The sequence below is a fragment of the Candidatus Saccharimonadia bacterium genome (assembly GCA_035544015.1).
In the GTDB taxonomy this organism is placed as follows: domain Bacteria; phylum Patescibacteriota; class Saccharimonadia; order UBA4664; family UBA4664; genus UBA5169.
Genome location: DATKIP010000064.1, coordinates 13,923 through 27,926 on the forward strand (window position 1 = coordinate 13,923; position 14,004 = coordinate 27,926).

At 61.8% G+C, this 14,004-nt stretch carries 13 protein-coding genes; 3 read left to right on the forward strand and 10 right to left on the reverse strand.

Features of this window, described 5'->3' with window-relative positions:
• Nucleotides 1–8: 8 nt before the first annotated feature.
• Nucleotides 9–1,844, reverse strand: coding sequence for a citrate/2-methylcitrate synthase (locus VMT30_03070; protein HVQ43923.1), 1,836 nt, complete (start codon nucleotides 1,842–1,844; stop codon nucleotides 9–11).
• Nucleotides 1,841–2,953 carry an ATP citrate lyase citrate-binding domain-containing protein gene (locus tag VMT30_03075; GenBank protein ID HVQ43924.1) on the reverse strand — a complete coding sequence of 371 codons (1,113 nt, stop codon included), beginning with the start codon at nucleotides 2,951–2,953 and terminating at the stop codon, nucleotides 1,841–1,843. The genes VMT30_03070 and VMT30_03075 overlap by 4 nt, the downstream gene beginning before the upstream one ends.
• Nucleotides 2,954–3,100: 147 nt before the next feature.
• On the opposite strand from VMT30_03075, the gene VMT30_03080 reads away from it, so the two are divergent.
• The 3 genes from VMT30_03080 to VMT30_03090 all read left to right on the forward strand — a co-directional run bounded on the left by VMT30_03080 (nucleotide 3,101) and on the right by VMT30_03090 (nucleotide 5,827).
• Entirely contained in the window at nucleotides 3,101–4,915 is a 1,815-nt protein-coding gene (locus VMT30_03080) for a VanW family protein (GenBank protein HVQ43925.1), read from the forward strand.
• 75 nt (nucleotides 4,916–4,990) lie between these two features.
• On the forward strand, nucleotides 4,991–5,611 hold the full coding sequence (lexA, locus tag VMT30_03085) for a transcriptional repressor LexA (protein HVQ43926.1): 621 nt from the start codon (nucleotides 4,991–4,993) through the stop codon (nucleotides 5,609–5,611).
• Nucleotides 5,612–5,617: 6 nt separating this feature from the next.
• Entirely contained in the window at nucleotides 5,618–5,827 is a 210-nt protein-coding gene (locus VMT30_03090; protein HVQ43927.1) for a hypothetical protein, read from the forward strand.
• A 307-nt stretch (nucleotides 5,828–6,134) separates the two neighbouring features.
• Here VMT30_03090 and VMT30_03095 read toward each other — a convergent pair whose 3' ends face one another.
• The 8 genes from VMT30_03095 to VMT30_03130 all read right to left on the reverse strand — a co-directional run bounded on the left by VMT30_03095 (nucleotide 6,135) and on the right by VMT30_03130 (nucleotide 14,002).
• Complete coding sequence (locus VMT30_03095; protein HVQ43928.1) at nucleotides 6,135–7,208, reverse strand: serine hydrolase domain-containing protein; 1,074 nt, start codon at nucleotides 7,206–7,208, stop codon at nucleotides 6,135–6,137.
• Between the two features lies 1 nt (nucleotide 7,209).
• Nucleotides 7,210–8,934 carry a hypothetical protein gene (locus tag VMT30_03100; GenBank protein ID HVQ43929.1) on the reverse strand — a complete coding sequence of 575 codons (1,725 nt, stop codon included), beginning with the start codon at nucleotides 8,932–8,934 and terminating at the stop codon, nucleotides 7,210–7,212.
• A 48-nt stretch (nucleotides 8,935–8,982) separates the two neighbouring features.
• A complete protein-coding gene (locus VMT30_03105) occupies nucleotides 8,983–9,987 on the reverse strand; it encodes a CNNM domain-containing protein (GenBank protein ID HVQ43930.1) in 1,005 nt (334 codons plus the stop codon).
• A 43-nt stretch (nucleotides 9,988–10,030) separates the two neighbouring features.
• Nucleotides 10,031–10,537 (reverse strand): nucleoside deaminase, encoded by a 507-nt coding sequence (locus VMT30_03110; protein HVQ43931.1) that lies wholly within the window; start codon nucleotides 10,535–10,537, stop codon nucleotides 10,031–10,033.
• 48 nt (nucleotides 10,538–10,585) lie between these two features.
• Entirely contained in the window at nucleotides 10,586–11,527 is a 942-nt protein-coding gene (locus VMT30_03115) for a cation diffusion facilitator family transporter (GenBank protein HVQ43932.1), read from the reverse strand.
• Between the two features lie 152 nt (nucleotides 11,528–11,679).
• On the reverse strand, nucleotides 11,680–12,186 hold the full coding sequence (locus VMT30_03120; protein ID HVQ43933.1) for a GNAT family N-acetyltransferase: 507 nt from the start codon (nucleotides 12,184–12,186) through the stop codon (nucleotides 11,680–11,682).
• A complete protein-coding gene (locus tag VMT30_03125) occupies nucleotides 12,186–13,526 on the reverse strand; it encodes an NAD(P)/FAD-dependent oxidoreductase (GenBank protein HVQ43934.1) in 1,341 nt (446 codons plus the stop codon). The genes VMT30_03120 and VMT30_03125 overlap by 1 nt, the downstream gene beginning before the upstream one ends.
• A 17-nt stretch (nucleotides 13,527–13,543) precedes the next feature.
• Nucleotides 13,544–14,002, reverse strand: a complete 459-nt coding sequence (locus tag VMT30_03130; protein ID HVQ43935.1) for an NUDIX domain-containing protein — start codon at nucleotides 14,000–14,002, stop codon at nucleotides 13,544–13,546.
• Between the last annotated feature and the right edge of the window lie 2 nt (nucleotides 14,003–14,004).

Genomic DNA, 14,004 nt, shown 5'->3' on the forward strand with positions numbered 1-14,004 from the left:
ATATGAAGCTATAGTACACCAGAGTCATCAGATTCGGCGTCGTAGGAGACCGGGCGCACATGCGTCACATGTCCTGGACCCAGCCGGAAGATGCCCTCGTCGAGCCGCACCTGGTCGAAATAGTGCGCCATAAAGCCAACCGATCGTGACAGTACAAACAGCGAGTTAAAGAATTCTGTTGCTACGAGCGTTTGCAGCTCGTCGATCGCGTAGCCTTCTTTTTCGGCCAACAGATCAAGCAATACCGCCGCCATCGCGCCGTCCACATTCAAGATCAAATTACCCTTCTTGCGCGTCGTTTCCGCCTCGACCCCGCGGGCAAAGGTGGTAAATCGCGCCTCCTCCAGACTGGCCGCAAACTCCAGCAACCGGCTCACGCGCGGGTCGGGGAAGTCACTGCGGTACTTGCGGTGGCCAATGCCTGAAATGTAGCTGCGCCGGGCCGCATACGTCTCCACGAGCGCAGCGGGGGACACCTCGCTGCTCACGCCCTCCAGCCACGTCGCCGCCGCCTGGTTCACGGCCCCGCCAAATCGCGGCCCAATCGTGAGCAGCCCCGCCGCCAGCGAGCTCACCAGATCGCGCCCGGCTCGCGCCGTCACGATGGTGTTCACCGCCCCCGACACGTACGGTCCGTGGTCGACGAGCAGCTTCAGCACATAATCCACGAACGCCACCAGCTCCGCCGATTGCGCTTCCCGACCCAAAAACATCGAGATCACAATCTTGGCGAATGAATTATTGTTGGCCAGCTCCAGCAGGCCCTGGTCCATCACCCGCACCTCGCCGTCGCCGTCGTCGTGCGACACCGAGCTGGCGATCAAGCCCGGCCGCCGCCCCGTCAGTCGCGCCATGGCGTCGCCCAGATCGGCCGCGTCGGTGGCGCCGGGCAGCTCGGCCACCAGCTGCGCAAACTCGGCAAACGTGGCGGCACTACGCGCCCCGGCCGCCTCCAGCGCCGCCGCCTTGGCCCGCGCCGATTCGTCGCTCGAAGCCGCCATTGCTTTGGCGTGGCCAAATTGCGGCGGCGTCTCAAACAGCTCGGCCACGCTGCCCGCAATGTACGCCACCACCGGCTTCGTCACCTCGCCCCGCGCGATCATCTCGGCCAGTTCGTACTCGTCCAGCCCGCCGAGCTCACCAAAGTACACGATGGCCTCAGTGGCCGGGTCCGCCTCGGCCGCCGCAAACACCTCCTGCGGGCCAGTCATCGGGAACCGCTCGCCGCCCAGCGCCAGCGAAAAACTCAGCGAATGCCCGCTGGTAGCCACCATGCGGATGATTTCACTCACCATCCCCCCGCTCGAGCTCACCACCGCCACATTGCCGGGCGTAAATAATTTCGACTTCACGAGCTGCGGCGCCTGCACGCCCCCGATCGCACCCAGTTTCACCACCCCCGGCACCACCACGCCCACGCTCGCGCCGCCCGCCAGCCACACGCCGGCAGCCTCGGCCTCCTCGGCCAGCGCCAGCGCATGCCGCTCGGGCAGTCCCTCCGCGAACACCACGCCGCCCACCAGGCCGGGCAATGCCCCCAGCGCCTGCCGCGACGACGCCAATACCCGCCGCCCCGACGACAAGTTCACAAACAAATTAATCCGCGTCTTCAGCCGCTCCGGCAGTTTTTCCACCGAATTATATACCGGCACCGCCACCTCCTCGTTGCCGAAGAAGTACCGTTCCGTTTTGCGTCCCGCCGCCACTATCGCCACCACCGACGGCCGCTGTCGGCCCGCCAGATAGTCAAAATCCAGCATGGATTGAATAATCCCCTTGGAGCTTCCCAGAGCCACAATCGCCGGATTGAGTTCTCGCAGCGCTACGATATCCAGGGTGCTCATCGCGCCGCCTCCAATCCGCTGATGGCCCGCGGAATAATTTCCGACATCATCATCTCGGGTCCACTCACCTCGCCCAGCAAATCTTCAGCCTCCAAAAACTCTCGCATCATCGCCAGCCCCTCCACCTCGTAAGGCCCGCCGCGCCGCACAAATACCTTAATGCCTTGCCGGCGCATCGGCTCCGCCACCTCGCGCAGCGCCGCGATCACCCCGCGAAACGTCGCCCGCACATCCGTAAAGTTGGCTACCCCGCCCGCAATCACGAGCACCTTGTGCTTGGCCTTCGACTCCAGCATGAGCGACAAAATTTGGCGCGTATACACCACCGTCTCCTCGGTGTTGGGGTTGCCGCTGTATTCGCCGTAATTGCCGAGCTCCCGGCCCAGCCCCTGGTTGAAGACCTCGTCGGCCAGCACCACGCTGGCACCCCCGCCGCTCAGCAGTAGGAAAATGCTGCCGTTGGGGTTGAGCACCGCCAGCCGAAACGACGCCTGGCTCTGCGCCGCCAACTCCTCCACTGCTACCATCTGCGGCAGCCGGTTAGTGGCATCAAAACTCCGAAAATCCTCGGCGGTCCACCGCTCGTCCACAAAAAACGCCGCCTCCGTGTCTACCTCCACCGCTGCATCAAGCAGGCTTGCCGATCCAGCCTTCACCACCAGGGGATTAATCTCCAGAAACGAAAAATAATTCTCATCAAACGCGCGCGCCAGCCGCTCCAGCGTTTGCACCGGCAATTTCAACAACTCGGCCGCCCGCGCCGCCGCTTCCGGGCCAAACACCGCCCGGCGAATTTCCCCGGCCGCCGATTCCACATCCACGCCGCCCCGCGCCGAAAAGCTGATCACCACCCCCGCCCGGAGCCGCTCGAAAGCCAAATACCGCTCATCGGCGGCGTCATGGGATAATTGCTCCTCGATGAGCAGATACCGAAACCCCTTGCCGGCCAAGGCTTCCACGTCCTTCGGCAGTTCATGTTTGCCCCGGCCCAATTTCACCAGACCCTTTTTGAAGCGGCCCTTTACGCCCTGATCAACCTTGATTACGTATGACGCGCCGTCATTGAGCGCCGCCACGGCCGGCTTCCAGGTACCCTGAGTGTCGATCATTACTCCGGTATAAACCTGATCTAGCTCTCGCGCCAGGATTGTTTTGGCTCGGTATTCAGATATTTTTCGACGCGGCATAGTAAACTCTTTTCACTTAACCACCTCATTATACGTGTGAGGGGCCTAAATGTGCCATAATACCACCATATGGCCAAGCGCAAACCCGACCCCGAACCAGAAGTCGACCCGCCGCTCCCCGTCGAGTCGTGGGACGCCACCTCGAGCGCCAGCACCTGGCGGCGCTCGCCGTTGTGGCTGCGCGCGGTGGGTTCGGCTGCCGTGCTCGCCGTGCTCCTGGTGGGCAGCTTCGAGCTCGTGTACGCCGGCAAGGTCTACCCCGGCGTCACGGCCGACGGCGCCGCTCTGGCCGGGCTGGGCCGCGCCACGGCCGCGCGACACATCACCGACCGCACCACCGAATTTGCCGGCCACGTGGTCACCATCGCCGACGGTGACACCAATCTGCGCATCCCGGTGGCGGGCCTCGGCGTCACCTACAACACGCAGCAAGCCGCCGACCTGGCCTACAATTACGGCCGGCAGGGCAACTGGACCCGCCGTCTCCACGAACAACTCCGCGCTCTGCTCGGCCGCACCACGAATTTTTCGTCGTACCGCTTCGACGACAGCCGCCTCGTGCCCTACGTGGTTGATCTCGGCGACGACGTGCTGACGCCGGCCGCCGACGCCAGCCTCAGCTTCGATGCCTCCCGGCCCCAGGTCACCCCGGCTCAATCTGGCACCCGCCTCGATTACGGCCGCCTGGCCCAGCTGGTGGCCGACCGCCTCTCGCAGGCCTCATCCGACACCATCGCCGCGCCGGTTTACCAACTCGCCCCCCAATTGTCCACCTCGGCGCTTCAGGCCGTCACCGATCAGCTCGGCAGCTACCTCTCGGGGCCCATCACGCTCAATTATTCCGGCACCACTGTCACCATCAATCAAAAAACCATCATTTCATGGGTTGAAGTGGGCTCCAAGACGCCCAAATCCTTCTTCAATACCTACAACCTAGCCGATATCTATCCCGCGCCGGCCACCGCCAGCCTCGGTCTCAGCCGCGCCACGGTCGAAAAATACGTGGCCACGTTGGCCGCCGACATCGACCAAACCCCGCAAAACGCCGGCCTGGCGATGCAAAACGGCCAGCTCGCCGTCGTGCAACCGAGCCGCACCGGCATCAAGCTCAATCAGGCCGACGCCACCACCGCCATCGTCGGTGCGCTCAAAAAATCCGCCGACGACCGCCAAATCAGCCTCAAGCTCGAAACCACCCAGGCCGATGTCAACGAGTCCAATCTCGACACGCTCGGCATCAAGGAGCAAATCTCCGAGGGCGAAACCTACTTCCCCGGCTCACCTAGCACCCGCCTCACCAACGTCCGCGCCGGCGCCAAGCGCTTCAACGGCGTGCTCCTCAAGCCCGGCGAGACGTTTAGCTTCGGCAAACTCCTCGGCAACGTCGGCCCCGAAACCGGCTACGTGCCCGAGCTCGTCATTCTGGGCGACCACGAAGAGAAGCAATACGGCGGGGGACTGTGCCAGGTGAGCTCCACCGCCTTCCGCGCCGCCCTGGCCGCCGGCCTGCCCATCACCGAGCGCGTCAACCACGCCTTCGCCATTAGCTACTACACCTGGCCCTACTCCGCGCCCGGCGTCGACGCCACCATTTACTACCCCGACGTCGACTTCAAATTCGTCAACGACACCGGCCACTACATCCTCATGCAGACCATCATGAACGGCACCGACCTCAAATTCGACTTCTTCGGCACCAAAACCAAGAGCGGCGTCATCCGCGGTCCCAACTTCGTCACCGGCAGCCCAGACGCCACCCAGCCCTCGCGCACCGTCTTCTACCGCGATGTACTCGACCTCGCCGGCAACGTCACCAAAACCGACGCGTTCTACACCAACTACAAATCCAGCAAAGATTTCCCCATCACCAAGCAATTTAACTAGGTCCGCCCGGTTATTAGTTGACACTACGGCTTTTGTTCGGTACACTCTAAACAAGTAACGCCTGGGAGGGTACCAATGGCCGAACCATTAACCAAACGCCAAAAAGAGGTCCTCGACTTCGTGACGCAGTTCATCGAGCTGCATGGGTACGCTCCTAGCTACCGCGAAATCGCCGCCTACTTCAAGTACGCGTCCGTTGCCACGGTCGCCGAGCATGTCGAATCGCTTGTGGGCAAAGGTATGCTCCAAAAAAGCGACAACGAAGCCCGCTCCATCCAGCTCGTTCGGGCCGACAACATCGACGCCACGCCTCAATTCGGCCTGCCCATCCTTGGTCTCGTAGCTGCTGGCCAGCCCATCGAGACCCTCGGCACCCATTCCGAAACCCTCGAGGTCCCCGCCTTCATGATCGGCCGCAAAAACTCCTACGTGCTGCAGGTCAAAGGCGACTCCATGATCGACGAAGGCATCCACACCGGTGATTATGTTGTGGTCACCGAAAAACCCACCCCTTCGAACGGCGAAATGGTTATCGCCCTCATCAACGGCGGCGAAGCCACGCTCAAGCGGTACTACAAAGAGAAAAACCATATCCGCCTTCAGCCTTCCAATGCCGCCATGGAGCCGATCATTATCGAGCCGGGCACCCCCATCGAAATCCAGGGTGTCGTCATCGGCCTCATTCGGAAATACTAGAGTAGCATGAACACCGCATCGTTCAACGGCTTCGAGTGCCACATGTACATCTCTGCCCGCGGCGCCATCAAGTCCAAGCTTCCCGCCGAATCCGGCCCCAGGCGTGTCGCCCGCCTCGAACCCGCCGGCCACGAAGCGCTCATCGACCCCGCCTTCCGCCGGCTCCTGGCCGCCTTCGAATCTGTCCCGCAGCCGCTCCAAATTGTGCAGGTCTAAGCGGCGCATAGGGAAGAATAAAGTGCCCTCTTGCCTCCTCCAGGACGAGACCGGGGTCGGCGAGAGGCAAAGGCACGAATCGCCGCGAGCGCCCGACCACCAGCGCATCGGATAGATAGTAGGGTTGAGTTCGTTCGCAAGATTCGTGCCTTTGCCGAGAGCATATGCGTCCTTCCCGTGACTAAGACCCGGGTAGGCGAAGGTAGGCCTGTGAAATATCGTCAGCGTCAGACAACCACTGCTCTGAAGGAAAATCAGGGTTGAGTTCGCTGACGGTATTTCGCAGGCCTACCGCAGCAAGCAAACTCTAGGCCAAAAAGAACGCCTCGTTCAACCCCCGTAAAAAGGCCTGAAACGGCCCCCGCTCCGGCCGCTGCGGGTAGGTTCGGTTCGACAAAAGCACGAGCGCCGACGAGGCGCCCGGGTCTATCGCGATCCAGCAGCCCGTAAAGCCCGACTTCATCAGCCTGCCCGGCCGCTGCGCCCCGCCCATCACATCCGGCCGATCAATCTCCCAGCCCAATCCCGCCGCCTGGCCAATATCCGTCAGCTGGTTTGTAGCCATCAGCTCGATCGTCTGAGGGTTAAAGTACCTATGGCCAGCCAAAGCCCCGCCGGCCAGCATCATCTCGGCAAGGCGCAGCAAATCTCCCGCCGTACTAAAAAGCCCCGCGCAGCCGGCTATCATATCCTGCGTTAGCAGCACCGCCGCCGTCTCGTCGTGCGGCACGCCCCGCACCTCGCCGTACTCGCTAAGCTCCGTTGGCGCAGTGCGGCCCAGTGCCGCCGGCTTCGGCCGAAATGTTGTACTCGTCATACCCAGCGGCTCAAAAAACCAGCTACGCGCTAGCTCATCAAGCGGCCCGCCGGCCACCCGCTCCACCACCAGCCCCAGCAATACGGCGGGGGAGTTGGTGTAGCGGTAGAGCTCACCCGGGGGCGCCTTCAAGGGAGCGTTGAGTATCACATCAAGCAGCCGCTCTGGATCGCGCTTGGCCACCGCCGACAGCCCCTCCGCCAGATCGAGCACCACGGTATAGGTCAACAAATGCCGCACCAGCACTCCACGGCGATCCGGGTGCGCCATTTGGGGCAGATACTGTCCCACCCGGTCGTCCAGCGACAGCCGCCCCTCTTCCACGAGCTTCAACGCTGCCATCGCCGTCGGAATCGATTTTGTCACCGATGCCACATCATACACGGTGTCGGCCGTCACGAGCGGAGCCGCGTTATGGTACGTCTGCCGGCCGAACCCCATCACCTTCGTCGTCCCACCCCGCACATATCCCACGGCACAGCCCGGAAACACCTCTGCCCCAATCGCCTCCCGGCACAGCCGCGTCAAACGCTCGTCGAGATCAGGCGTGCCCCCACCCGCCATATTATTGATACGGATTTCCGCCGCCGCCGTAAGTGCGCTGGTTGCCGCGGTAAAAGTCTGAGATCTTCACCGGCGTTCCCCCGCCCGTGCCAATCACATACAGCGCGTTTTCATCAGTCTTGGTCGAGCTAAACACGATGTAGTCATTGCCGTACCATTGCACAAACTGATTCACAGAGCCCATACCGGTGAGTTTCTTCTCGTTGCCGCCGTTGCCATCGGTGAGGTACAGCTCGCTCTTGCCGTCACGTTCTTCGATAAAGCTTGAGTTCGAACGGTCGGGAGAATCATTGTAGTACCGGCTCGTCTCAATGCTCGGACCATTGGGCAGGCGAGTCACCGCGAAGCTCCCGAGGTCGATGCTATCCCACAGCGACCCAGCCGTACCCGCGTAATACTCCGACAGCAGGGTTTGCTTGGCTCGCCGCACCGTCGTGTCTGAGGTGATGGCGCTAATGCGCTTGGGGCTGCCCGTAAGCTTGGCCGCAAAAATTCCGTTGCGGTTGGCGTCGTCGGCTCCCCGCACCGAGTACAAAAACCCGTCGCTGAGCGCCTGGCGAATGGTGGGGCATCCCACGCTCCCGGGTACGCCGGCTAGCACCGTCGTCGTCTTGCCGCTACTAATGTCATAGGTCTTGATCGAATCGCAATACCCGTAGGCCGCGGTATAACTCTGCTTCTCGTATACCAAGGTGCTGCCCAGCCAGGCTCGGAAATTATTAAACTCCACATCCGGCTCGATTTTGGTCAACTTGCGGCTCTCCGTATTGAAGATGAACAAATCGTGGTGCAACCCATCAGGGCGCCGTCCATCGCGGCTCGAGACCAAAGCTAGGGTATGCGGGTCGGAAATATTGGGTAAAATGCCCGTGATCTCGTCCTCGCTGCCCGTTCCCGCCAGCACCACCTCGGCGCCCGTGCCGTCGAGATTTGAGCCGTAAATATCAATACGGCCGGTACGGTTCGACTGGAAGTACACCTTGCCCGTGGGGGTCAGCTTGGCCGGCACCGGTGCGCCTCCAGGCTTCACCGTCACCGCCACCTCCGCGTCGTTGTAGCCGTCGCGAGTTAGTTTGAGCGTCTGCTTGGTGTTGTTGGTGGCCGGCAGTAGGCTCAGCTCGGCCCGGCCGGTCGCGTCGCTCACCGCTGAAGCCTCGCCGTTTTTGACTTCCACGCCCTCCACGCTACCGCCGGTGATCAAGTTGGTCACCTGCGCCACCACCTTGATACCGTTGGGCTTGAGCGTCACGCTCGCCGCTCCCTTGCCTAGGGGCGCCAGCGCCGCGACCGAGGCGTCGCTATAGCCGGTTTTGCGCACTGTAATGTGGCCGTGACCCAGCTTCACTTTTGCGAGCGTCACGTGGCCCGATTTGTCGGTCAGATCCGCCGCGCCGCCAAATTCCACCAACGCCTTCGGTACCGGCTGCTTGGTGGTAGCGTCGGTCACCGTTACTGTCTCCGCAGTCGTCAGAAACATCCCGAGTACCGGATATTTCAGATCGGTAGCCCCCACCGCCACGCCGGCCACCACGAGCACTGTCGCCACGCCGGCCGCCCACAGCCGTACCGGCTTGGCCCGCAGCCAAGCCCAGGCGGCCTTGAGGCTGCGCCGTCGGTGCGGAGTACCGCCATCGGTGGCCGGTGCCGTCTCGGCCGGCTCGTCTGGTGGCGGCGCTGCCTCGGCCGCCAATTCCTCTACCTCGTCCTCGCGTGCTGGCTCTGCCATAGCTGCTCCTTATCTTCCCTCAAGCATAATTGTTTTCACGGCCAAGAGCTACAGGGCGTTGCGACGCGTGGCGGCCGGATTGGTTTTTTCGGCTACGGCTCGCACATTAGCGTACTTGTCGAATTCATCGACGATTTCGACGCCCAAAATCTCTTCAATAACATCTTCGATCGAGATCACACCCACAAATTCCGAAAATTGATTCACCACCATAAACAAGTGGTTTTTAGTCTTAATGAAGGCATTCAAAGCATGGTCGAGCCGCGCATCCTCATTCACAAAAAACACCGAATTACTCTTCACCCGCTCCACCGCCTTGCCCTTGATGGCCGGATCGATGAGCTGTTGCGCATACAAAATACCAGTCACCTGGTCGAGCGACTCGTCGTACACCGGAAAACGCGAGTAGCCCGATAGCCGCAGCTCCTCCACCGTCTTCGCATCAAGCACCCGGTCCTGTTCAATGCCCGTCACCATCGAGCGCGGCGTCATGATCTCTCGGATCGCTTTGTCGCTAAACGTCAGCGCTCCCCGCGCGATGCGCTCTTCGTCGCGCTTGAGCGTGCTGCCGCCGTGCTCTTCCAAAATCCCCATGATTTCTTTGCGCGAGTACATCGTAGGCAGCTCTTCGCCAAGCGCTTTATCGAGCAGCCAGGCCAGCGGCGCCGCCACCGGATAGAAAATAAACAAAATGATGTGCACCAGCCACGCCGTGCGCGAACCGAGCATCATCGCGTATCGCGAAAAAACCGCTTGCGGAATAATCTCACCGAAGACGGTAATCAAAAAGGTGGTCATGATGCCGGCCACCACCCCACCCGAGACCGATTCCAGCACCAGCGACAGCGTCGAAATTGCCGCCACGTTGCCCACCAGCAGCGTTACGAGCAGTAAATTGCCGCGCTTACGCACCGCGTATATGCGCTTCGCCCGGCTATCGCCCGTGGCTATTTTGCGCTTGAGTTCGTGAGGACCTAGGCTCATGAGGCCGAGCGTCAGCCCCGAAAAGAGTGCGGAGACTGCCAATAAGGCCAGGACAATGATATAAATCATTACGATATTATAAACTATTTCGCAAAAAATGCATTAATTATTGCTATTTACCCAACTGGTGCTCTTGGTCGTGGTGGGCACCGGCCACCCGCCAAGGCCTTTCAATGCCGTCAAAAGCCTTGATCGCCTCCTCGCGCAGCACACCGCCAACCACTTCCGGACGGTAGTCCCAGTCTTCCGCCAGCTGGGCGATCCGAATCTTGCGCCGGCGAAACAGGTGCGGCAGGTCGTCGCGGTAGAGGCCAAACGCCACCCGTGCGATGTTCGACTGAAAAATCGCCGCCGAACACATGGGGCACGGCTCGGCCGAGGCGTAAATGACACAATCGCTCAGATCGCGCCGACCCAGCTTCCAGCAAGCCTCGCTGATGGCCAGCATTTCGGCGTGCGCCGTCACGTCGGCCTTGCGATGCTCGCCGTTCTCGGCCGACACCAGCACCTTGCCGCCCTGCACCAGTACCGCCCCAAACGGAAACTCGCCGCGCTCCTTCGACACTTCTGCCTCCCGGAGCGCTAGCTTCATAAACTCTTCATTGACCCAATCTGCCATTACCCGAAACTCTACAGCCTCTGCCGGTCCGGTGCAACCACAAAAACCCTACGGCTCCCGAATCACCGGCGTCTCCAGCTCCACCTGGATGTGGCTTACGATCGGCGCCCGCCTCCGCACCCGCGCCTTGATCTCGTCGATGATCCCCTCAATTTGCCGCGTCTCCAGCCCGCCCGCCATGTGCACCTCCACGTTCACGAGCAACCGCTCCGACCCCAAGTACATCGTGCGCAAATCGAGCACCCGCTGCACCTCATCCACCTCCATCACGGCATCGCGGATGCGGTCTTCAATGTCGCTCGTGGCGCTGCGGCCCACGAGCAAATCCTTCACACTGCTGATGAGAATAATCGCCAGCACCGCGGTGGCCAGACCAATCGTCACCGAACCGATTCCGTCAAACCGCGCGTTGCCGGTGATCTGGTAGAGCCCAATGGCCGCTAGCCCAAACACCGCCGACGCCGAACCCAAGAAATCCAGCACCAATGTAGCTTTGGTCTCAATGAGGCTCGAATGCCGAAACCGCTGCCAAGCACTCGGTCCCACGTGCGCCCCCCGCAGACGCCGAATGCTCAAGCTCAGCGCGTAGCCGTTGGAGGCCAGCCCAATGCCGAGCGCCAAGTACGTTAGCCATACCTCCTGGATCTCCTGAGGATGAATCAACCGCTGCACGCCAAAGATCACCGACAGCGTCGCTGTGAGAATAAACATCGTCACCCCGGCCATGAGCACCCAAAAAAACAGCTCGCGGCCGTGCCCAAACCGGTACTGGCGATTGGCTCGCCGCCCGGCCCGGCGAATGCCTACCAGAAGCAGCGTCGACGTCAGCAAGTCGGCGCCACCCTGCAGCGCCTCGGCCAGCATCACCACGCTGCCGGTGAGCATCGCCACCCCAAGGTTAAACACCACATCGCTAAAATCAACGGCAAACGACGTTATGATCACCCGGCGCGCCGAAATTGGAACCTTTGCTATGCCGCGACCCTTCATTACCTCACTAGTATAACCGCTTTAGCCGCCGCCCGCCTTTGCGCCACCCGCGACTCATCGCCACCCCAAAAATACCTGACATTTTACATGCCTGCTAAATGTCAGGTATTTTCTCGCATATAGCCAACCACCTCCCGCTCGAAAGGGCGGCCTTAGCTATCGCTCAGCGACTTCGCCCAGGCAATCTTCTCCTGCCCCGGACCGTAGAAATCCCTGTCCAAGAAGATCGGCTCGCCAAACCGCTCGTTCCAAAAGCCGTAACCCGATTCCCGGTTGCGCGATCCGCTCACCACAATGAGCTTCGTAAAGCCCAAATCCTTCGCCCGCTGCTCCAGCCGCTCCGCCAGCGCGCGGCCCACGCCCCGCCCGCGCCAGGTGCCAGCTACGTAGGCATTCACGAGCTCCGCCGGCCGCTCACTAGGCCAATGTAGTGCCGCATCGATACCCACGCCGGTGAGTCCCATCAAGCCGACCACCGCCCCATCACCCGACTCTGCTACCAGGTACTGCCGCTCGGAGTCGCCCGCCGCACTCCGGCGTACCGCCTCCAAGATGGCGCTGATATCGTCCGCCAGCACCCACTCGTCCAGAATCGGCCGAATCGCCGCCGCATCCCCGTTCCGCACCGCACGAATTACCCCGTCGAAATCGCGATTCATCACAGCATCGATCGCGCATCATCGCTAGGCGACGGAAACGCGTAAATCGGCGCCTGGAATTGCTCCACCGTCAGCCCCGCCTCGATTGCCAGCGCAAACAGGTTAATGATGTCCTCGGCGTGATTGCCGACCAGGTGCGCCCCCACGATTTTGCCTGTCTTGGCCTCCACCAGCGTCTTCGACATCGTATGCTTCAAGTTGGTGCGCTTGGCGTCGAACCACCCCGACATATCCTCGGTGTGCACCCGCACGTCCAGGCCCTGTTCGGCCGCCGCGTGCTCCGTGAGGCCCACCATTGCCAATGGCGGCTCCGTAAACACCACACTCGGCGTCGAGCGGTAATCCGGCTGCTTCGTGGGCGTGCCGAGCAGGTTGTCCGCCACGATCGTCCCATGCAGCCGGGCAATGGGGGACAGCGGCGGCCCCGCGGCGGCCGCATCACCGCCCGCGTACACCCGCGGGTTCGTGGTGCTTTGCAGGTGCTCGTTCACGCTCACCCCGCGCCGCTCGTAGGCCACGCCCGCAGCCTCCAGATCCAGGCCCGCAATCGCCGGCACCCGCCCCGCGCCGTGCACCGCCACATCCGCCTCGTGCCGCCCGCCGCCATCCGTGTGCACCACCACGCCGCTGGCCGTCTGCTCGATCCGCTCAGCCGCCGCTCCCAGCACCACCTCAATGCCGGCCTCCCGCGACGCCGCCACCAGCGTCTTCACTGCGTCTAGGTCAAATACCCCGAGCGGCCGCTCGTCGCGATGCAAAATCGTCACCTTCACGCCAAACCGCGCCGCCACGTGCGCCAGCTCAAACGACACATACCCGCCGCCCACAAACACCATCCGTTGCGGCAACTCGGGCAGACTCAAAAAATCATCGCTCGTCACCAAATGCTCCGCCCCGGCCAGGTCCAGCTCCATCGGCGCCGCCCCCACGGCGATATGAACATGCTTGGCCTCCAGCCGCTCGCCGTTGACCTCCACGGTCGTCTCATTCACAAATTTCGGCGCGCCCTCGTACAGCTCCACCCCCGCCTTCTCCAGCGCCTCTTTCGTTTCGCCCGACACCGGCCCGGTAAACGTATCCTTAAACTTGATCAACTGCCCCCAATCCAGCTGCGCCGGCTTCGTCACAATCCCCAGCTCCCCAAACCGCCGGCCCGCATCCGCCATCTCGGCCACGCCCACCAACACCTTCTTTGGGATGCACCCGCGGTTGTCGCACGTCCCGCCCCACACCTGGTTGGCCTCGATCACCGCTACCCGCCACCCCGCCGCCCGGCACCGCATCGCCACGCGATACCCCGCGCCGCCGCTGCCCAAAACCACCAAATCATACTGCTTCATATACCCCTCCCAAATCCTCAATCATTAACATTTTCCTGATCCATCGCCGGCCGCGCCCGATAGAGCCGCAAGTCAACCTGAGTAATAATCGATAGGGGAGTCGGCAACGCATCCAGTGCAAACCACCCGATCTCGTCGCATTTTTCCGGCTCCATGATGCGGGGCTCCCGGTCCGGCTTCAGGGTCGCCAAAAACGTCACCGCCACCCAGTGCTGGCCTTCCGCCGGAATCAAGTGATCGACCGCCGGAAAGGTATCCACGATTTCAATCTCCACCCCGTATTCTTCCAAAATCTCGCGTCGCGCCGCCTCCTCCAGCGTCTCGCCAAACTCTACACCGCCACCCGGCGTCTCCCAGCATCCGCGCTCATTCTTCACATTTTGGCTCCGCTTAGCCAAAAAAAGCTCACCATTATGATTGAAAATCATCGCTCCAGCCGCCACGCCGATATAATCAATGCCTGGCTTCGGAGTCATCC

Coding starts and splice junctions, on each gene's coding strand:
- VMT30_03070 (HVQ43923.1), bottom strand. CDS start 1,844: ATGAGCACCCTGGATATCGTAGCGCTGCGAGAACTCAATCCGGCGATT.
- VMT30_03075 (HVQ43924.1), bottom strand. CDS start 2,953: ATGATCGACACTCAGGGTACCTGGAAGCCGGCCGTGGCGGCGCTCAAT.
- VMT30_03080 (HVQ43925.1), top strand. CDS start 3,101: ATGGCCAAGCGCAAACCCGACCCCGAACCAGAAGTCGACCCGCCGCTC.
- lexA (HVQ43926.1), top strand. CDS start 4,991: ATGGCCGAACCATTAACCAAACGCCAAAAAGAGGTCCTCGACTTCGTG.
- VMT30_03090 (HVQ43927.1), top strand. CDS start 5,618: ATGAACACCGCATCGTTCAACGGCTTCGAGTGCCACATGTACATCTCT.
- VMT30_03095 (HVQ43928.1), bottom strand. CDS start 7,208: ATGGCGGGTGGGGGCACGCCTGATCTCGACGAGCGTTTGACGCGGCTG.
- VMT30_03100 (HVQ43929.1), bottom strand. CDS start 8,934: ATGGCAGAGCCAGCACGCGAGGACGAGGTAGAGGAATTGGCGGCCGAG.
- VMT30_03105 (HVQ43930.1), bottom strand. CDS start 9,987: ATGATTTATATCATTGTCCTGGCCTTATTGGCAGTCTCCGCACTCTTT.
- VMT30_03110 (HVQ43931.1), bottom strand. CDS start 10,537: ATGGCAGATTGGGTCAATGAAGAGTTTATGAAGCTAGCGCTCCGGGAG.
- VMT30_03115 (HVQ43932.1), bottom strand. CDS start 11,527: ATGAAGGGTCGCGGCATAGCAAAGGTTCCAATTTCGGCGCGCCGGGTG.
- VMT30_03120 (HVQ43933.1), bottom strand. CDS start 12,186: ATGAATCGCGATTTCGACGGGGTAATTCGTGCGGTGCGGAACGGGGAT.
- VMT30_03125 (HVQ43934.1), bottom strand. CDS start 13,526: ATGAAGCAGTATGATTTGGTGGTTTTGGGCAGCGGCGGCGCGGGGTAT.
- VMT30_03130 (HVQ43935.1), bottom strand. CDS start 14,002: ATGACTCCGAAGCCAGGCATTGATTATATCGGCGTGGCGGCTGGAGCG.